The organism is Mesoflavibacter zeaxanthinifaciens subsp. sabulilitoris (assembly GCF_014191595.1).
GTDB lineage: Bacteria > Bacteroidota > Bacteroidia > Flavobacteriales > Flavobacteriaceae > Mesoflavibacter > Mesoflavibacter zeaxanthinifaciens.
Window position 1 is genome coordinate 192,052 of record NZ_JACHWV010000006.1, and the last position, 20,529, is coordinate 212,580.

At 32.5% G+C, this 20,529-nt stretch carries 15 protein-coding genes; 6 read left to right on the top strand and 9 right to left on the bottom strand.

Annotation, left to right across the window (positions count from 1 at the left end; all coding sequences use genetic code 11):
- Nucleotide 1: 1 nt before the first annotated feature.
- From FHS04_RS10590 to FHS04_RS10605, 4 genes are all read right to left on the bottom strand, one after another.
- A complete protein-coding gene (locus FHS04_RS10590) occupies nucleotides 2–553 on the bottom strand; it encodes a sigma-70 family RNA polymerase sigma factor (RefSeq protein ID WP_106676712.1) in 552 nt (183 codons plus the stop codon).
- Nucleotides 554–672: 119 nt separating this feature from the next.
- Nucleotides 673–2,703: a M3 family metallopeptidase gene (locus tag FHS04_RS10595; protein ID WP_106676714.1), complete on the bottom strand. Its 2,031-nt coding sequence runs from the start codon at nucleotides 2,701–2,703 to the stop codon at nucleotides 673–675.
- Nucleotides 2,704–3,068: 365 nt separating this feature from the next.
- Nucleotides 3,069–3,554, bottom strand: a complete 486-nt coding sequence (gene purE / locus FHS04_RS10600; protein WP_106676716.1) for a 5-(carboxyamino)imidazole ribonucleotide mutase — start codon at nucleotides 3,552–3,554, stop codon at nucleotides 3,069–3,071.
- 1 nt (nucleotide 3,555) lies between these two features.
- Nucleotides 3,556–4,710 carry a 5-(carboxyamino)imidazole ribonucleotide synthase gene (locus FHS04_RS10605; protein ID WP_106676718.1) on the bottom strand — a complete coding sequence of 385 codons (1,155 nt, stop codon included), beginning with the start codon at nucleotides 4,708–4,710 and terminating at the stop codon, nucleotides 3,556–3,558.
- Nucleotides 4,711–4,829: 119 nt separating this feature from the next.
- On the opposite strand from FHS04_RS10605, the gene FHS04_RS10610 reads away from it, so the two are divergent.
- The 3 genes from FHS04_RS10610 (at nucleotide 4,830) to FHS04_RS10620 (ending at nucleotide 7,974) form a co-directional block, all read left to right on the top strand.
- The gene (locus FHS04_RS10610; RefSeq protein ID WP_106676720.1) at nucleotides 4,830–5,945 is read left to right on the top strand and encodes an adenylate kinase; all 1,116 of its coding nucleotides are present in this window, start codon (nucleotides 4,830–4,832) and stop codon (nucleotides 5,943–5,945) included.
- A gap of 85 nt (nucleotides 5,946–6,030) precedes the next feature.
- A complete protein-coding gene (gene obgE, locus FHS04_RS10615; RefSeq protein ID WP_106676722.1) occupies nucleotides 6,031–7,026 on the top strand; it encodes a GTPase ObgE in 996 nt (331 codons plus the stop codon).
- Between the two features lie 225 nt (nucleotides 7,027–7,251).
- Complete coding sequence (locus FHS04_RS10620; RefSeq protein WP_106676724.1) at nucleotides 7,252–7,974, top strand: SDR family oxidoreductase; 723 nt, start codon at nucleotides 7,252–7,254, stop codon at nucleotides 7,972–7,974.
- A gap of 61 nt (nucleotides 7,975–8,035) precedes the next feature.
- Here the strand turns inward: FHS04_RS10620 and FHS04_RS10625 are convergent, their stop codons facing one another.
- Nucleotides 8,036–14,098, bottom strand: coding sequence for an alpha-2-macroglobulin family protein (locus tag FHS04_RS10625; protein ID WP_106676726.1), 6,063 nt, complete (start codon nucleotides 14,096–14,098; stop codon nucleotides 8,036–8,038).
- 177 nt (nucleotides 14,099–14,275) lie between these two features.
- On the opposite strand from FHS04_RS10625, the gene FHS04_RS10630 reads away from it, so the two are divergent.
- Nucleotides 14,276–15,223, top strand: a complete 948-nt coding sequence (locus FHS04_RS10630) for a tetratricopeptide repeat protein (RefSeq protein ID WP_106676728.1) — start codon at nucleotides 14,276–14,278, stop codon at nucleotides 15,221–15,223.
- 166 nt (nucleotides 15,224–15,389) lie between these two features.
- A complete protein-coding gene (locus FHS04_RS10635; RefSeq protein WP_106676730.1) occupies nucleotides 15,390–16,745 on the top strand; it encodes a UDP-N-acetylmuramate--L-alanine ligase in 1,356 nt (451 codons plus the stop codon).
- Between the two features lie 18 nt (nucleotides 16,746–16,763).
- Here the strand turns inward: FHS04_RS10635 and FHS04_RS10640 are convergent, their stop codons facing one another.
- The 4 genes from FHS04_RS10640 to FHS04_RS10655 all read right to left on the bottom strand — a co-directional run bounded on the left by FHS04_RS10640 (nucleotide 16,764) and on the right by FHS04_RS10655 (nucleotide 19,687).
- Nucleotides 16,764–18,116, bottom strand: a complete 1,353-nt coding sequence (locus FHS04_RS10640; RefSeq protein WP_106676732.1) for a TrkH family potassium uptake protein — start codon at nucleotides 18,114–18,116, stop codon at nucleotides 16,764–16,766.
- A 47-nt stretch (nucleotides 18,117–18,163) separates the two neighbouring features.
- Entirely contained in the window at nucleotides 18,164–18,523 is a 360-nt protein-coding gene (locus FHS04_RS10645; RefSeq protein WP_106676734.1) for a DUF1304 domain-containing protein, read from the bottom strand.
- Nucleotides 18,524–18,527: 4 nt separating this feature from the next.
- Complete coding sequence (locus FHS04_RS10650; protein WP_106676736.1) at nucleotides 18,528–19,127, bottom strand: FMN-binding negative transcriptional regulator; 600 nt, start codon at nucleotides 19,125–19,127, stop codon at nucleotides 18,528–18,530.
- Nucleotides 19,128–19,234: 107 nt separating this feature from the next.
- Entirely contained in the window at nucleotides 19,235–19,687 is a 453-nt protein-coding gene (locus tag FHS04_RS10655) for a DUF1569 domain-containing protein (protein WP_106676738.1), read from the bottom strand.
- A 63-nt stretch (nucleotides 19,688–19,750) separates the two neighbouring features.
- On the opposite strand from FHS04_RS10655, the gene radC reads away from it, so the two are divergent.
- Nucleotides 19,751–20,449: a RadC family protein gene (radC, locus tag FHS04_RS10660; RefSeq protein WP_027880225.1), complete on the top strand. Its 699-nt coding sequence runs from the start codon at nucleotides 19,751–19,753 to the stop codon at nucleotides 20,447–20,449.
- Nucleotides 20,450–20,529: the final 80 nt, after the last annotated feature.

Consider the following 20,529-nt stretch of genomic DNA (forward strand, 5'->3'; position numbering starts at 1 on the left):
TTTAAAACCAATTTTTTTCTAAGCAACTTGCAAGAGCAACTCTAGCTCTGTGAACAATTACCCATAGGTTAGACGCTGTAATGTTTAGTTCCTTACTAATTGTTTCTGTTTCTTGATTTAAGATGGTTTTCTTCTTAAAGACTTCAGCTTGTTTTTTAGGTAGTTTAGCAATACAGCTTTGTATTGCGTCTGCTAATTCTTCGTTTTCAATGCTATCTTCTGCTGTTTTGTCAAAAGGATCTGCAATACGCTCTTCTAACCAATCGCCTTCAGATTCAGAATCATTGTAAGTCATTCTAACTTCGGCTTTTCCTTTATTAGAATTGACCTTACGATAGTAATCAATAATTTTTCGCTTTAAAATTGAAATAAGCCAAGTGCGCTCAGCCGCTTCACCTTTAAAGTTTTTCATAGCGTTTAACCCAGCCAAAAAAGTTTCGGACACTAAATCTTGAGCAATAACACGATCATTTACACGCGTTATTGTGTAATTAAATAGGTAGTCACTATAAAGATCAACCCAATTGTTAGGATTTAAAGTGTGTTTTGGCATTAGTTGGTTTTTCTTTTTCTATTTTCAAAAGTAACTAAAATACAAAAGATTTTAGCTAATTTAACAATATGCTAAGAGTTTAAAAAGAAAGCGGAAATATTTAATTTCCGCTTTTTTTATTACTTAATCAACCCAGCACGCTTTAATAAAGCTTCTGGTTTTGGGTCTTGACCTCTAAAGCGTTTATACAAAATTAGTGGATTTTCTGTACCGCCTTTTGTAAGTACATTATCTTTAAATTTTAAAGCAATATCACGATTAAAAATGCCGTTTTGTTTAAAATAGTCAAATGCATCTGCATCTAAAACTTCTGCCCATTTGTAACTGTAATATCCAGAAGAATAACCACCTTGAAAAATATGAGAAAATGCTGTGCTCATACAATTTTCTTCTACATCAGGATATAATTGCGTGTCTTTAAACGCTTCGTTTTCGTGTGCTTTTACATCTGTAACTTCGGTTGGGTCAATACCATGCCAATGCATATCTAATAAACCAAAACTTATTTGGCGTAAGGTTTGCATACCTTCGTTAAAAGTGGCACTTTCTTTAATTTTTTCTACTAAATCCATCGGAATTAATTCTCCGGTTTCGTAGTGAGTTGCAAATAATTCTAACGCTTCTTTTTCGTAACACCAATTTTCTAACACTTGACTTGGTAATTCTACAAAATCCCAATATACGCTTGTTCCTGAAAGACTAGGGTAAGTGGTGTTTGCTAGCATACCGTGTAATGCATGACCAAACTCGTGAAACAACGTGGTAACTTCATTAAAAGTTAGTAAAGACGGTTTTGTTTTAGTAGGTTTAGTAAAGTTGCAAACAATAGATACATGTGGTCTTTCATTAAAGTCGTTTTGCACAAATTGAGGTTTGTAAGACGTCATCCAAGCTCCATTACGTTTTCCTGAACGTGGGAAAAAGTCTGCATAAAAGATTGAAACTAAGTCGCCATTTTCATCTAAAACCTCGTAAGTCAATACATCAGGATGATACTTGTCAATGGTATCTATTTCTTTAAAAGTTAATCCAAATAATTTATTGGCTACTTTAAAAGCACCATCAATAACGTTTTCTAATTTGAAGTATGGTTTAAGTTTTTCGTCATCTAAATTGAAAAGCTTTTGTTTTAGCTTTTCACTATAATAAGCACTATCCCATTTTTCAAGATGGTCAATACCGTCTAGTTCTTTTGCAAAACCCTGAAGGTTAGCAAACTCACGTTCTGCAGCAGGTTTGGCTTTGTCTAATAAATCATTTAAAAAACTCTCTACTTTTTCTGGTGTTTCAGCCATACGCTCTTCTAAAACAAAATGAGCATGTGTTTTATAGTCTAATAAATTAGCGCGTTGGTGTCTTAGTTTGGCAATTTCTAAAACATTATTTTGATTGTCTAATTTGTTGTTATTAAATCCTTTACTTCCAAAAGCAATCGACAGTTTTTTGCGTAATGCTCTGTTTTTTGCATAGGTCATAAAAGGAATGTAGCTTGGGTAGTCTAAAGTGATTAACCAACCATCTTTCCCTTTACTTTCGGCTAATTGTTGTGCTGCTTCAATTGCGCCTTCTGGTAAACCATCTAAATCTGCTTTATTGGTAATATGCATTTCAAAAGCATTAGTTTCTGCTAATACATTTTCGCCAAATTTTAATTTAAGCGATGCTAATTTTTTATCAATAGCTCTTAACTGTTCTTTTTTGTCTTCAGTTAGATTGGCACCGTTTCTAGCAAAGCTTTTATATTTTTTGTCAAGCAAAGTTTTTTGTTCTTCGGTAAGATCTAGTTGATCTTTTTGATTGTAAACTTCCTTGATGCGAGCAAAGAGTTTTTCATTTAAAGTTATATCGTTGCTAAATTCTGATAAAATTGGTGAAATTTCTTGAGCTATCTTTTGAATCTCTTCATTTGTTTCTGCAGAATTTAAATTGAAGAATATACTCGTAACTCTATCTAATTGCTGACCAGCATATTCTAAAGCTTCTATTGTGTTTTTGAATGTAGGAATATTCTTAGATCCTGCTATTGATTCTATTTCTGCTTTAGTTTCTTTAATCAACGTTTCAATTGCAGGCTTAAAATGTTCGTTTTTAATGGCTTGAAACGGTGCCGAATTGTATTTTGTGTTAAATTTATTAAGAAGTACATTCATTACGAAAACGTTTTAGGTGAAATTTTTATTAAAAAAATAACTTTTTTTTAAAATGATACAGTTTTGTTCTTATCTTTGACTCGATTTTTTCCCGTGAGCTGGTTACTCACATAAAAATTATTGATTAATAGCGATAAAAAGCCTCAAATTAATTTTTGAGGCTTTTTTTCTGTCTTATACTCAGTAAGTTTGTTTTTGAACGATAAAAAACGCATTTTATCTAAAAACAAAATAATTTTCGCCTCAATTCTTTCATTTTCAACAAAACTAAGACCTTTGACTTAAGTTTTTTTGATGTGAGTAAAACTCATATAGAAAGATTAATAGCGATGTAAAGCCTTGACTTCTCAGTCAAGGCTTTTTTTCTAAGCTTTAATATCTTTTGCAGCTTGTTCTACTTTTAGTTTTAAGCCTTCTTTGTAAGCCGTAATTTTATCTAATACACATTGATCTGAAGCGCCTATAATTTGAGCAGCTAATATACCTGCGTTTTTAGCTCCGTTTAAAGCTACAGTTGCTACAGGTACACCACCTGGCATTTGTAAAATAGATAGTACCGAGTCCCAACCATCTATAGAGTTACTGCTTTTTACAGGTACACCAATTACTGGTAATGGGCTCATAGATGCAACCATACCTGGTAAATGCGCTGCTCCGCCAGCACCTGCAATTATTACATTAATTCCTCTTTTGTGTGCATTATTGCTAAAATCGAATAATTTTTCTGGTGTACGATGTGCAGATACAATATCTACTTCTATTTCTATGTCAAAACCTTTTAAAATATCAATAGCGTCTTGCATTACTGGCATATCGCTATTACTTCCCATTACTATGGCAACTTTACTCATATTATTCGCTTATTACTTGTATTGTGTTTTTTACTTTTTCGGCAATTTGTCTTGCCTTGCTTAAATCTTCATTAACTATGGTTACGTGTCCCATTTTTCTAAACGGACGTGTTTGTTTTTTACCATAAATATGTGGTGTAACACCTTCAAGATTCATTATATTTTCTATGTTTTTGTATAAAACATTTCCTGTATGTCCTTCTGCACCAACAAGATTTACCATAATACCGCCAACTTTACTTTTAGTTTCACCTAAAGGTAAATCTAAAATAGCGCGTAAATGTTGTTCAAACTGACTAGTAAAACTAGCTTCTATGGTTTGATGTCCAGAATTATGTGGTCTTGGCGCAACTTCATTAATTAAAATTTGGTCGTCTTGTGTTTGAAACATTTCTACTGCTAATAACCCAACATGGTTAAAAGCTTCAGCTGTTTTTAAAGCAACGTCTTGAGCTTTTTTTGCGACGTCATCATTAATACGTGCAGGACATATTACATATTCTACTTGGTTGGCTTCAGGATGAAATTCCATTTCAACAACGGGATACGTTTTAATGTCTCCTGAAACGTTTCTTGCCACAATTACAGCAAGTTCGTTTTTAAAAGGTATCATTTCTTCTGCAATGCATTCACCAGCAGGTAAACCTTCTAAATCATTTAATTGTCTTACAATTTTTACTCCATTACCATCGTATCCAAATCTAGCAGCTTTCCAAACAAAAGGTAATTCTAAACCACCATTTTTAATAGCATCTTCTATTTCAGATAAATAAGCAAATCTGCTAAAAGGTGCTGTTGGTAAGTTATGGTCTACGTAAAATAGTTTTTGATTGGCTTTGTTTTGTATTTGACGCAAAGTTTTTGAAGACGGATATACTTTTATGTTTTCGTTTTCTAGTTGTTCTAAAGCGTCTACATTTACATTTTCAATTTCGATAGTTAGTACATCAACTTGTTTTCCAAAGTTGTAAACCGTATCAAAATCTAACAAATCGCCTTTTACAAATTTATCACAAGCAATTTTACTTGGTGCTTGATCACTATTATCTAAAACAAAGGTTTGAATATCAAATTTTCGGGTATTGTAAAGTAGCATTTTACCTAGTTGTCCGCCACCAAGAATACCTAATTTAAAGTTTGAAGAAAAATAATTCATTTTTAATATTAGTTGTGTGCAACAAAAATACATTTTAAATGTAAAATAGCCTTTAAAAATCTAAATCAAATATCGTTAAGCTGCTACAAATCCTTATATTTGCTTTTTAATTTTTTACAATGAAAACTATAAAGCTTCACGACAAAGAATTTAAACCTTTTATTTCTGAACAACAAATAGATGCTGCTGTAACAAAAATGGCACAAGATGTTGCAAATGACTTAGGAGACGAAGTACCTGTTTTTATAGGGATATTAAACGGATCGTTTATGTTAGTAAGTGATTTTGTGAAAAAATACCCAAAACCTTGTGAAGTTACCTTTATAAAATTAGCGTCTTATGAAGGCGTTAAATCTACAGAAGATATTCAAAGGTTAATTGGTTTAACCCAAGATTTAACAGGAAGAACTGTAGTTATTTTAGAAGACATAATAGATACAGGTAATACATTACATGAAATTCATCGTATTTTTAAAAATGAAAATGTAAAGCAACTAGTTATTGCTACACTGTTTTACAAACCAGAAGCTTATAAAAAAGACTTTAAACTTCATTATGTTGGTATAGAAATACCTAACAAATTTATTGTAGGATATGGATTAGACTATGATGGGTTAGGTAGAGATTTGCCAGCAGTATATCAACTAAAAACAACACAACACATGACTAATTTAGTATTATTTGGTCCTCCAGGAGCAGGTAAAGGCACACAAGCAAACTTTTTAAAAGAAAAATATAACTTAGTACATATTTCTACTGGCGATGTATTTAGATTTAATATCAAAAACGAAACAGCATTAGGTATGTTGGCTAAGTCATACATGGATAAAGGCGAGCTTGTACCAGACCAAGTAACTATTGACATGCTAAATGCAGAAGTTGAAAAAAATGCAGACGCTAACGGATTTATATTTGATGGTTTTCCGCGTACTAACGCACAAGCAGAAGCTTTAGATAAATTAATGGATACTAAAGATTCTCAAATTAATGCAATGATCGCTTTAGAAGTAGACGACGAAGTTTTAGTACAACGTCTTTTAGAACGTGGTAAATCAAGCGGTAGAGCAGATGATGCTGACGAATCTATTATTAGAAATAGAATTAAAGAATATTACAACAAAACCGCTATCTTAAAAGATTACTACTCAGCTCAAGATAAATATTTTGGAGTAGATGGTGTTGGTAGTATAGAAGAGATTACAGAACGTCTTTGTACTGTAATCGATAAACTTTAAAATGAGTTTATTCGTTTGGAGGTTAATTTGAAATAATAAAAACCTTCATAAAACGAATTCATAAATTCACAAATAAATTAAATAAATGACCGAAGGTAACTTTGTAGATTACGTAAAAATGCATGTCTCTTCAGGAAAAGGAGGGAAAGGATCTGCGCATCTTAACCGCGAAAAATATAACGCAAAAGGTGGACCAGATGGAGGCGATGGTGGACGTGGCGGACACGTAATTATTAAAGGTAACGAAAACCTTTGGACGTTACTACATTTAAAATTTCAGCGTCATATTCGTGCAGGACATGGTGGTGATGGTAGTAGTAATCGTAGCACAGGATCAGATGGAGAAGATTACATTATCGAAGTACCATTAGGAACTGTAATTAGAGATACAGAAACTAACGATATCCTTTTTGAGATTACCGAACAAGGTGAAGAAAAAATTGTTGCCGAAGGTGGAAAAGGTGGTTTAGGTAACTGGCACTTTAAAAGCAGTACCAATCAAACACCACGTTATGCGCAACCAGGTATTCCGTTAGAAGAAAAAGACATAACATTAGAACTTAAAGTTTTAGCAGATGTAGGTTTAGTAGGTTTTCCTAACGCAGGAAAATCTACTTTACTATCTGTAATGACCGCTGCAAAACCAAAAATTGCAGATTACGAGTTTACAACGTTAAAGCCAAATCTAGGTATTGTAAAATATCGCGATTATCAAACTTTTGTAATGGCAGATATACCTGGAATTATAGAAGGTGCAGCCGAAGGAAAAGGCTTAGGCTATTACTTCTTGCGTCACATAGAGCGTAATTCGGTATTACTGTTTTTAATTCCAGCAGATGCGCCAGATATTAACAAACAGTACGAAATTTTGTTAGACGAGCTTAGACGTTATAATCCAGAAATGTTGGATAAAGACCGCATGATAGCCGTCTCAAAATGTGATATGTTGGATGATGAGCTTAAAGCCGAACTAAAGCAAGAGTTAGATCAAACCTTGCCAATTCCATATTTATTTATCTCAAGTGTAGCACAACAAGGCATTACAACGCTTAAAGATAAATTATGGGACATGCTTAATTAATTTTATTTTGGCGTTACCCTAAAAGGGTCAGGCTTTCATTACTCGCTTCCCAACTAAAAAGTTGGGAGAGCTCAAACATGCCATTCAATCCTTAACGCGGTATGTTTGCTGTCCTAGTGTTCAAGTTAGAGATTATTTCAATTTTATAAATATCCTAACATTTTAAAATTCGACTTGCGTTGTAGGTTTTGTAACTTTGGATTTCAACCAAAAAAATAAAATTCTATGAGCAATTTAAATAATAAAGTCGCCTTAATAACAGGCGGATCAAAAGGCATTGGATATGGTATTGCCTATGCATTAATGCAACAAGGTGTTAACGTTGCTGTAACCAGTAGAAGTGCAGAATCTGCTCAAAAAGCAGCAGAACAACTTAATGCAGATGTATCTTCAGCAAAAGCAATTGGACTAGAAGCAGATGTAAGACAATTAGAAAGTCAGCAACAAGCTGTTAAAACAACTGTTGAGACCTTTGGACAGTTAGATATTGTTATTGCTAATGCAGGATTAGGACATTTTGGTAGCATAGAAGATTTAACTTCACAACAATGGAACGAAGTTATTGATACCAATTTAACTGGCGTTTTTAATTCGATTAAAGCAAGTGTAGATGCACTTAAAGAAACTAAAGGGTATTACATTACTATTTCAAGTTTAGCAGGAACTAACTTTTTTGCTGGCGGATCTGCTTACAACGCTAGTAAATTTGGTGTTACCGGATTTACCCAAGCGGTGATGTTAGATTTGCGTAAATACGGCATAAAGGTTAGTACTATTATGCCAGGATCTGTTTCGACTTACTTTAATGGTAACGAGCCAAGTGATGAAGGCGCATGGAAAATTCAAATTGAAGATATTGGCGAGTTAGTGGTTGATTTATTAAAAATGCATCCACGTACATTACCAAGTAAAATTGAAGTACGACCAACAACGCCGCCAAGTAAATAACTATAGATACAAAAAAGGCTTCCAAATTTGGAAGCCTTTTTTGTATTGAATAATTACATTATTATTCAACATCAATTCTTACGCCTTCACTGTGACTACTAAATTCTGGTGCATACATGCTTTGTATAGTAGTTATACCATTACTCATATTACCAGCATTATTAACTCGTAAATCATATTCAAATACATAAACGCCTTTTGGTAAGAAATCAAAAAAGAAGTTTGTACTTGCGTCTTTTGTACTTTGGTAATAGCCTAAACCATCTTGCCTTTTGTATTGACTAATTACATTGGTTGGCTCTAAACCTGCTGCTCGCATATCTTTCATGTGGATAAATTCCATATTTCTGTCACTTCTTAATTCGATTCTTACGGTTACTAAATCGCCAACTTTAAGTTTGGTTTCTTTAGTAATTTCGGTAAGTGCCTTACCAGTATCAGTATTGTTTTTTAAGAATAATTTTTTCTTTAGTTGAAGCGGTGTTTCCGCAGAGGTAATTTTATCTAAATCTTCAAAATACTGCCAGTATAAACTTCCCCAAGCAATTCCTTCTCCTTTTTTAGAGATTTTTACTTCTGCCATTTTAGGCGAAATTTCATTAGCAGACCAAGACGTTTTAAAATAGCCAGTACCAGCTTCAACTTTAACGTCTTCCATAGTATTAGGATCTATTTTTTGATTACTTAAAACAATGTCTACCATATCCGTTACACTTAACCAATCGCTACCTTGAAGTAATAATGCGTACACAGCTTCGGTAGTAGCTTTGGTTGTTTTCCAGCGGTTGGTTTGCTTGTTTTTAAGTAACCAGATTTTAAGATTATCTATGGTTTCGAGATTCTTCGTTTCATTTTGAATGACATTACCAGCTTCAGAAAATGTTTCAATTAGTAGCGCTTGTGTTTCAATTGGAGCTTGATACCAATACCAAGAGTTTTCGTTAGATTTCCAATACATACCTAATTCTTCACTAGTAATACTGGTTTCTTTTAATGAATTTAAAATTTTAGATGTGGTATTAGTGTCATTATTTCTATAAGAAATTAACGCCATCAATCCTTTGTTATACAGACTTCTGCTTAACCAATAATTTTGAATTTGGGACTGATAATAATCCATTATAGTTTTTACTTCTTTAGACGTTTTTATTTCTGGGAAAAAGCTACGCATGTACAAATAATGTATTTGCATATGACTTAAATGGTCTTTGCTTAAATCTACATCTTTGTTGTATTTAGTTAAGTTATTATATTCTTCTACAAATTCTGAATCTAAATATTGGATTGCTTTTTTGATCATAGATGCTTCGCTGTCGCTTTGAATGACATTTAATTTTTTAAGATGTCCAAAACCAGTGATAATGTGTTGCGTGATAAAACGGTTTGGTCGTCCGCCGTTAAACCAAGCCCAAGCACCATTAGACATTTGGTTTTGTTTTAGTTTGTTTTTGGCGTTTTGCAATTCGTTATTCATTTTATTTAAATCGAAAAGCAATGCAATACGTTTTTTCTGTTCGGTTTCGCTTTGCGCATCGCGTAACCAAGGTGTTTCTTGAATTAAAATAGATTTAAGCTCTTGGTTTTTCTCTAAATTACTAATCAACGCATCGGTATTTTTCCATTGATTAAATACCTCTTGAATACGCGGATTGCTATTTGCAATATGACTAGCCAACGCATTAGCGTAATACCTGCTAAAGGTTTGCTCGTTACAATCGTAAGGATATTCCATTAAATAAGGTAAAGCTTGTACCGCGTACCAAGCAGGATTGCTAGTCATTTCTAACGTTAATTTATGATGTTTTAAAGTGCTTGATGAGGTGTTTTTAAGCTTGTATAATGTAAATGTTCTAGTCTGGTTACTTCTAATCCACATTGGTAAGGTTTCGGTAACTAACATTCTGTTGGTTAAAACTGGTAACGCATTTTGTTCACCATCACTAAAATCTCCTGCTTTTGCTACAATTTTATATTGAATAGCATTTACCGTATCCGGAATGGATAATTGCCAAGCGACCTGTGTGTTGTTGTCTTTGTCTACTGAGAAGTTCTCGACTGCGCTCGAACTGACAAGCAAAGACGTAATATCTTCACCAGAAACCGCATCAGTTAATATTAATTTAGCTTGTCCTGATAAATTTTTATTAGATAAGTTGGCAATTTTAGTGCTAATGGTTATTTGGTCACCTTGACGTAAAAAACGTGGTGCGTTTGGTATGACCATAAGCTCTTTTTGCGTCACTGTTTCTAAAGTTGAAACTTTACTTTCCAGAGTTTTTGTATGCGCTAATAAATGTAGTTTCCATTTGGTTAATGCTTCTGGAGTTGTAAAATTGAAACTAACATTACCATCTTTATCTGTTTGTAACTGCGGAAAGAAAAATGCTGTTTCTTGTAGATTTTTACGAACTGTAACAGTGTTGAAATCTATTTCTTTATTTTCTGGTTTATTATTAATCGTATCCTTTTTAATTTTTGCTGTTCCTGTATAGGCTTTTTCTGTTGTTGTACCATATCCAACAACGACAACTTCATCTAATTCAGCATCATTTGGAGCAGCAATGTCCATCATGGCTTCTTCAACTATAATACCTTTCGCTTCTGGTTTATAAAACCTTCTATAACTATTACCAAAACTCAACCCAAACCAATTAATTTGGTCGTATTGTTGTGTTGGATAGTTATAGTAATTCTTGTTGTTATTTATGACTCTAAATCCGCGTTGTCCAAAACTGTTTCCATTATTTTGGTTTCGGTTTGGATTGTAAATGGGTTTGTATAACGGGTTAAAATCCCAGCTATGTGATTTAAATTGGTCTAAAGACGCATCGTACATACTGGCTAATATTTCTGCTGAGATTTTTTCACCTTTTGGACCTTTAATTTTAAAGCTCCAAGTTTCGTCCGTTCCTGGTTGTATTTTGTCTCTAAATGTTGTGGTTTCTATCTCTAAATCTGTTTTAGGATATGGCACAGAAATAGCTAAAGTGTTAGCGGTATAGCTATTAAAAGCAGCAAAACTATAATGTACGGCAAAACCGCCAACATCTTTATTAGTAATAGGTATGCGTATGGTTTTTTTCTCGTTATTTATTACGTATTTATTACTATTGATAATACGGTTGTCTTTTTCTACATCAATAAAAACAGTAAGGTTTGTCGCTGCACTACCAAATGTGATTATTGCAGTGTCGTTAGGTTGGTAACTGTCTTTGTTTGTGGTAATGGTAAACAATTGGTTGTCTGAAACAGTGTTATCTTTTTCACTGTAAAGTGTTGTTCTGGTTTCATCTTTCACTAATTGCCCAAACTTATCTTTGCTTTCTAAAACGATAAGGTATTTACCAGATTCCCATTTTCTGATGTTACCAAGTTTAACGTCTTTAGTGTTTTCAGTATTGAATTCTTCTGAAAAAACAAGTTCACCTTTGTTCCAAAATTTGCTATCATCTTCATTCTTGTAAGCATCATGAGGAAAAAGCGTTTTAAATTCTGTTTCACTTAAATTGTGATAATCTGGTGCGTCCCAAGGACGATGTCTTAATACTTGGTTTGGTGCTTTAAGTTTGTAGATTTTAATGGTGCCTTTTGCAGGAACAAATTCGCCATTTAAATTTTTAGTATCGATTTGGATTGTATGGTCTTTACTGCTTTTATCTAATTTACTTTTTACAGATATAGTTGCTGTTAAAGCATGATAGCCAACGTTGACGATTGTCGTTGTGCTTCGCGTTTCACCGTTAATGTCGGTAACGTCTGCAGTGACTTCGTAATTAAAAACAGGTTGTGATTTTTGATCAACACTTTGGTCTGGTATGGCTTTAAAGGTAATATCAAATTCACCTTTATTATTTGTTTTGGTTTCACCGTGAGTTATTTCTTGAGGTTCGCTGTTAAAATACGGTCTGCGCCAGTACCACCAAGTTGGATATTGTACTTTGCGTTTTACGGTGTAAGTGACTTTAGCATCGCTAATATTACTACCAGCGTAGGCTTTTGCGTTACCTTTTATGGTAATACTATCGTTAATTTTGAAGGTTTCGGTGATTGGATTAAAATTAGCTTCAAATTTTGGAAGTTTGTATTCTTCAACTGAAAAATAATGTCTGCCGTTATCAAAGGTGTGATTTTTTCCTGAAATTTGAATTCTGTATTGTCCGTTTAAACCAGAATTTGGTAAAATAAACTCACCAGCAACCGATCCAAAATCGTTGGTTTTTAATTCTAAACGACCAACTTCTTCGCTGTTTACATTATACAGAATAGCGTAAACTGCTTCATTTTGTAACACTTCAGATTTCTCTTTAAGTGTTTTAATGGCAATTGCTTTAAAATAAACGGTTTGGCTAGGTCTATAAATACTTCTGTCTGTAAATACAAACGCGTTGTAACTCGTTTCTTCTTTGTAGTTATTATCATATGTTCTACCAACGTAATAATTGCCAAAATAAGCAGTTTGGTTGTTGTGTTTAACTTCTGCACTAACGTCTGAAAGATAAGTTGGTGTTTTTTTTAAGGTAGCTTTACCAAATACGTCGGTTTTTAATGTTGAGTTGTGATATTTGTTTTTGTAATTTTTACGGTACGTAATATCTAAAGTTGCATTTTGAATTGGTTGCCCGTTATTTCTGTCTATTAATTGAAAAATAACTTCGTTGTTGGTTTCCATTTCGGTTAACGCAAAATCGGTAATTTGAAAGGTTTGCGTAGCGTACAAATCGCTATTGGCTCTAGCAAGAATTAGATAGCTTCCAATAGATAATTTTGGTACGACAACTTCTGTTGTGTGCGATTGGTAGTCGTTTTCGTTTTTTAAATCATTGTTCCAATTCGTGTGTTGTTTTAAAGTTTTTATGAACTTTAAACGCTCGTCTTCACGATAGGTTTTGTTGTATGTTTCTAACTGATCTTTTGATAAATTGTATAGCGTAAACTCTAGGTTTTCTATATTTTTATAACGTACCAGAAATCTGCTATTTTGTTGAATTGGTATATACGTTTCGGTAGTAATTTGTAGTTCTTTATTTAAAATTTGTTGCTTTAAAATTGTACTGTTTTTAGCAGCTTTACTATCAGGAAAACGTTTAGTAATATTGTTTACAATCGCTAAAGCTTCTTGTATTAACCAACGATTTTCGGTATTGGTTTTAGAGTCGTATTGTAAGCCGTTTTGATAAGTTTTTTCGGCAATTTCAAACTCGTAAAGCGCAGCTGTTTCATCTGTTTTTATACTAAAAATTTCATCTTTTAACGTTTGAAGGTAAATTTCATCTTTATTATTAAAAGTCGCATGTTGTAAGACATAATCTAAACGCTGAATATTAACATCAACTAACGCTTTATAATTTTTGTTTTGTTGATGAAACTGAATCAGTTTTTGATACACTTTTAAAGCCTGTAGATGTAAAGATGTACTGTCTTTAGCTTCAAGTTTTAGGGTAGAAAATTTTGATGAAGTACTTAAATAGGTTGCGTTATCAATTTCAAATTTATATGCTGGCTTTGTAATGCTGTTCTCGTCTGTTTTAAAAAAGTCTAATGCATTGTGACTTAAAATATCAAATAACGTAGGTCTGTATGTTTCTGAGTTTTTAGACTTATTAATTATCGCATCAAATTGATGGATTGGTGTCGATTTTAAAACGCTTTCGTCTTCTAAAGATTGATTAAAAAGTGTTTGAATTTCGGTAAATAAAGTGTCTAAATCCCAAGTTCTAAAATCTTCTTCATCAACTTTACTTTCAGTTTTTATACGATTGTAAAACTTATATCTATTTTGATTAAAATACTGCCAATATAAGTTAGCCAACAAGTTTTGTAATACGTTTTTGGTAGGTGATTGACTGTTGTTTATTTCAGTTTTAAAATCTTTGATAATGCTTAATTGCGCATCTTCTTCTAGGGTTAGCGCATACTTACTTTTAAAAATAAGCGTTTTAATAACTTGTGGACTGTTTTGCTCTTTTTTAGCCAATATTTCAATTTGCTTAACAACATCCAAAGCGCTTTTTGGTAAACCATCTTTTTCATGGGTTTCGACTTGCTTCCAAAGTTTGGAATAGTCATCTTGAGCGTAAGTAGTAGCAAAAAGTAAAATCATTATTAAGGTTGAAATCTGTTTCATAAAATTATTTTTAATAGCAAGATAAGTTTAGACATTTTGACTTAAAACTAAAAATGCGTGAGTCTATTGTTTTGTTGAGTAAAACGTTAGAAATTTAAAGTTAACAATTATTAACGCAACAGAATCAAAAACAATACCAACAGAATGTTATTTTTGTATAAATTGAAAATACTAAATATGCGATTAATCATTTTTATATGTTGCTTTCCGCTTTTTTTAATGGGGCAAACCTCTGTTGAAAAAGGAAAAGACTTTATCAAACAAAAAATGTTTAGCAAAGCAGAAGCAGAGCTAAAACCTTTTGTTGATAATAATGAAAATGATTTAGAAGCAATAGAATTATTAGGTGATGCTTACGGACATCAAAAAAAATGGGATGAAGCCGCAAAACAATATAAAAAATTAACTGAAGCCAAACCAACCGAAGCTAATTATCATTACAAATATGGAGGCGCTTTAGGGATGAAAGCCTTGTCTGTAAGTAAAATTAGAGCATTAACCATTATAGACGACGTTAAAGCAGCGTTTTTAAAAGCAGCCGAATTAGATCCAAATCATATAGACACACGTTGGGCTTTAGTAGAGTTATACATGCAGTTACCAGGTATTATTGGTGGTAGTAAAAGTAAATCTTTAAAATATGCTAACGAGCTTGAAAAACTTTCTAAAGTAGATGGTTATTTAGCTAAAGGTTATATTTACGAATATGATGACGAGCCAGAACTTGCCGAAGATTATTACCTAAAAGCTATTAAAATTGGTGGCTCTATTACTTGTTACGACAAGCTAACAGCGTTATATGAAAAGGAAAACCTACCAGAAAAAGCCATAAGTAATATTGAAGCATCACAGGTAAAACATAAAAGAAATGCACTACACTATCAAATAGGAAAAGTATGTGCAGATTATAATGTACAATTAGATAAAGGTCTAACATGTTTAAAAGTGTATTTGCATAACTACTCTGCAAAAGATGGTGTGCCAAAAGCTTGGGCAAATTACCGTATAGCACAAATCTACAAACACAAAAAAGACAATAAGCAAGCTTTAGCACATATAGATTTAGCTTTAAAAGAACTACCAAAAATTGAAGTCTTTAAAGAATTTAAGGAAAGTTTGCAGTAAGATTTTTTAGTTGATAGTCGCAGTCTCAGTTTTCAGGTTTTTTAGCAAAGTAAACTTAGTAAGAAACTAAAAAGCTCTATTAAGTCTACAATTAAATTTCCGTTTTTAAATAATTCGGGAATTAGTATCAAAACAACTATCTTTGAAACATCTTCAAAAATAAACCATGAACGTACATTTTATAGCTATTGGCGGAAGCGCAATGCACAACCTTGCATTAGCATTACATAACAAAGAATATCAAGTAACAGGAAGTGACGACACGATTTTTGAACCTTCAAAATCACGTCTTGAAGCTAAAGGATTATTGCCAGAACAATTTGGATGGTTTCCTGAGAAAATTACCGAAAGTTTAGATGCTATCGTTTTAGGTATGCACGCTAAAGCAGATAATCCGGAGTTATTAAAAGCTCAAGAATTAGGCTTAAAAATATACAGTTATCCAGAGTTTTTATACGAGCAATCTAAAGATAAAACTAGAGTTGTAATTGGTGGTAGTCATGGAAAAACCACAATAACATCTATGATTTTACACGTTATGCATTATCATGATCGTGATGTAGATTTTATGGTTGGCGCGCAATTAGAAGGTTTTGACGTGATGGTAAAATTAACCGAGGATAATGATTTTATTGTTTTAGAAGGTGACGAGTATTTAAGTAGTCCGATAGATAGACGACCAAAATTTCATCTATACAAACCCAATATTGCGTTGTTAAGCGGTATTGCTTGGGATCATATAAATGTCTTCCCTACGTATGAAAATTATGAAGAACAGTTTAAAATCTTTGTAGATAGTATTGTACGTGGCGGAAGTATAAATTATAACGAAGAAGACGAAGCGGTTAAACGTATTGTAGAAGCTAGCGAAAACCCAATTAGAAAATTACCATATCATACACCAGAATATACTGTTGAAGATGGCGAAACATTGTTAGAAACTCCTGAAGGACCAATGCCAATAGAAGTGTTTGGTAAGCACAACTTAAATAATTTGGCTGGTGCAAAATGGATTTGCCAACATATGGGAATAGATGAAGATGATTTTTACGAAGCTATTTCAACATTTAAAGGCGCAAGCAAGCGTTTAGAAAAAATTGCCGAAACCAATAATAGCGTTGCTTATAAAGATTTTGCACATTCGCCAAGTAAAGTAAGTGCAACAACAAAAGCAGTTAAAGAACAATATGCAGATCGTACTTTGGTAGCGTGTTTAGAATTGCATACTTATAGCAGTTTAAATGCCGAATTTTTAAAAGAATATAAAGGTGCTTTAGATGCAGCAGATGTTGCATTAGTGTTTTATAGTCCACATGCAGTAGAAATTAAAAAACTAGACGCGGTAACACACCAACAAATAGCAGATGCTTTTGAGCGTGACGATTTAATTATTTATACCAATCCAGACGATTTTAAAAATTATCTGTTCTCTCAAAATTTTGATAACAAAGCTTTATTGTTAATGAGTAGCGGTAATTATGGCGGATTGGATTTTGATGAGGTTAAAGGATTGATAAAATAAACTGTTTTTTTAGAAGAATTAAACAGCTAAATCATCTTCTTTTATTTTGTTTAAATAATTATGCTTCTGTTTTAGTAGAGCAAATCCAAAAGTTAAAACACCTACGCGACCAATAAACATAATCATTATTATTAAAATTTTCCCTAAGCTGGAGAGATCACCTGTTATGCCTGTACTTAATCCAACAGTTCCTAAAGCAGAAGCTGCTTCGAATAAAATTTTATCAAATGAAAAATTTTCTGTGTAGGATAATAAAAAGGAGAATAAAAAAATCAAACTTGTATAAAGCATAAAAGTAGAAGTAGCTACATAAATCCTCTCAAAAGGAATTAATCTATTTAAGAAAGTGATTTTTTTCTGACCTAGCAATCTACTTTTTAATATAGCTGACATCGCTGTAAGAGTTGTTATTTTCATACCACCAGCAGTACCAGAAGGAGATGCTCCAATATACATTAAGAATGTTAATAATAATAAAATCGGTAGAGAAAAGTCACCAATAGGTACTGTGTTAAAACCGACTGTGGTCATTGCAGACATGGCTTGGAAAAATGATATCATTAAAGGACTATCATCACCAGTTATAGTTGCGCTTTCTGTGGTGTAAATAATAGAAGTACCTATTGCTAATAGAACAATAAACCCATAAATAATAATTTTTGTTGTAAAAGAAACTTCTTTTGATCTGCCTGTCATTCTGTACCATAGATCTGTAATAACGATAAAACCTAATGATCCAGCTATAGCTAAGCAAGATATAATTGTGTTAATAAAAACATTGTCTTTAAAGCCTTCAAAACCATCATTAAATAACCCAAAGCCAGCTGTGCAAAAAGAAGAAATACTATGAAATATAGAAAACCAAATAGCTTGAATGTTTTCCATCCCAGAATTTGTAAAAGCAATGTAGAACAATACAGCTCCAATACTTTCCATTACTAGTGTGAATATAATTACACTTTTAATAAAATCTTTAATTTTAATTGTATTAGGTAAAGTAAATTCTGCGCCAATTAATTTACTATGCCAGCGTGTTATTCTTTTTGTAGTAAAAATTAAATAATAAGTAGTTAGTGTCATATATCCTATTCCTCCAATTTGAATAAGACACATGATTACAAATTGACCTAAGTAATTATATGAGTCAAAAATACTAATAGTAACAAGACCTGTTGTAGAAATGGCTGATGTAGAAATAAATAAGTTGTCTAAAAGAGATACATCAGTTTTATGAAAAAACGGAATACTCAATAAGAAAAATCCAATAATAGTATATAAAAAGAAACCCCAAACTAAATTCATTTGAGGTGATTTACTAATTTGAAATTTTCTATACCAATTTTTTGCTTGTTTAAGTAATTTAGATCTCATAGCTTAAATTTTAAACAAAGATACGATATAAATGATCTTTTGTTGAACTATATTAACACCAACAAAATCCCAATCAAAGCAGGTAAAGCTTGAACAAAAAATATCTTTTTAGAAGCGGTTAGTGCGCCATAAATACCAGCAACAGCAACGCAACCTAAAAAGAATAATGCAATGTTAGATTGCCACGTTGGGTTAGTGATAAAAAATGTCCAAATTAATCCAGCTGCTAAAAACCCATTATATAATCCTTGGTTTGCTGCCAATGCTTTGGTTGGTGTAAATAAATCTTTAGGAAACTGCCTAAAAATTTTTGGTCCTTTGGTTTCCCAAGCAAACATTTCAAAATATAAAAAATAGAGGTGAAGCAAGGCTACTATGGCTATGATAATGTTGGTTAGTATATTCATGATTTTAATTTTTAAATACCTTGTCTAAAAAAGCCTTAATACTATCTTGACTGCTTTTAATTAATTGTTGTCTTGCGTTTTCTTTGTCTTTTGGTAGTTTGTCTTGAGAGAGTTTAAACTTGCCTTCCCAAGTTTTAATATCTATTTCAAACAGTTTAATATAGTCTAAATTTTTATCTAATCTTGGATTGTCAGGCTCTAAAACGTAGTTGTGTTCTGGCGCTTCTAAAAACTCGGTCATCGTAATTAAAGACTGTTTTAAAGCAGCTTTGTCTTCAATTCTGGTAACAGTTCCGGTAAGGTGTACTTTAATGTAATTCCACGTTGGTAATTGTGTTGTCGTATAAATACTTGGCGAAATATAACATTGTGGACCAGAAAATATTATGGTCACTTCATTTTCATGCTGAAGCAAGTCCGTTTGCGGATTATAAATATCTATATGACCAATAAGTTTACCATCGGTTTCGCGATAAATTAAAGGTAAATGTGTTATCAAAGGTTGATTATCTTTTACCGAAATTAATGTAGCTAACGGATACGTTTTTATCACTTCAATATGATGAAGCTGGTCATTATCTTGATGTTTTTTTGGTGGATACAATTTTAAGTTGAAGGTATTTAGAATTGAAAAGTATTTAAAGTTTTTAAGCTAATAAAACTTGTTTGGTAGTTTAGTGAAGTCTAATTGGTAGCTGAGCATAGTCAAAACTACACACCAAATTGTCTAAAGTGATGATCTAAATGTTTGTAAGCGCTTTTTCCCCATTGGTCTGCGGTAAAGGTTCCAAAATAAGGATGTTTCTTTTTAGGTTCAAAATAATTTTTAGAAGTACTCATGGTTTCAATTTTAGACTTTAATTTATCTTTTTCGGTATTAAAAGCTTCAGTGTTAACTATAATAAATTCTTTAGCGGTTGGTAAACCTTCTTTCCAAGGTTTGTCGTTGTAAAGGCTTGGCGCAACAAGTTTCATCATCATACCCATTAAAAAATTTGGTTTTTTAATAGTGCTTTCGCCTAAAGCTAATTCAATAGGTTTTGTACAGTGTATCAGCATTTGATTCACGTTCATTTTTCCCCATTTAGCCGACGATTCAGCTTCAAGGTTTTCTAAACGGTTTAATAGTTCAGCTTTAGCTTCGGTTTCAAAAATAGATTTCATATTTAGATAATTAGTTGGTTTTTTGGAGTTTAAAAATTACAAAATATTGTGTAGTTTTATCAAATGTCTGAAAAAAAGCCATCTTTTTCAATAAAAAACTGGTCGGAAGATGATCAACCACGCGAAAAGCTTCTAAAAAAAGGAAAAGCAGCATTAAGTGATGCCGAATTAGTTGCGATTTTAATTGGATCTGGAAACCGCGAAGAAAGCGCTGTAGATTTGTGTAAACGCATCTTATCTAGCGTAGACAATAATTTAAACCAGTTAGGAAAATTAAGTATTAAACAATTAATGCAGTTTAAAGGTATTGGCGAAGCTAAAGCCATAAGCATTGCAGCTGCATTAGAATTAGGAAGACGCAGACGAGCAGAAGAAGCGTTGCAGCAATTTAAAATTACATCTAGTAAATCTGTTTTTGAGTTAATGCAACCCATGATTGGTGAGTTGCCTCATGAAGAGTTTTGGATTATTTATCTTAATAATTCTAACAAAGTAATTGATAAATTACAGCTTAGTAAAGGCGGAATTACAGGCACTTTAGTAGATACACGTTTAGTCTTAAAACAAGCGCTACAAGTAGGTGCAGTTGCAATAATTATGGCACATAATCATCCTTCAGGAACCTTAAAACCTAGTCAAGCCGATAAGGATATTACCCAAAAATTAAAATTAGCTGCTCAAAGTTTAGATATACGTGTTTTAGATCATTTAATTATTACAGAATCGGCTTATTTTAGTTTTGCAGACGAGGCTTTGCTGTAATTTCATGTTAATTTCTTTAAAACTGATCTTAAAAAATACACTTTTAAATCAGGAATTTGGTACTTTTAAACCTTATAATT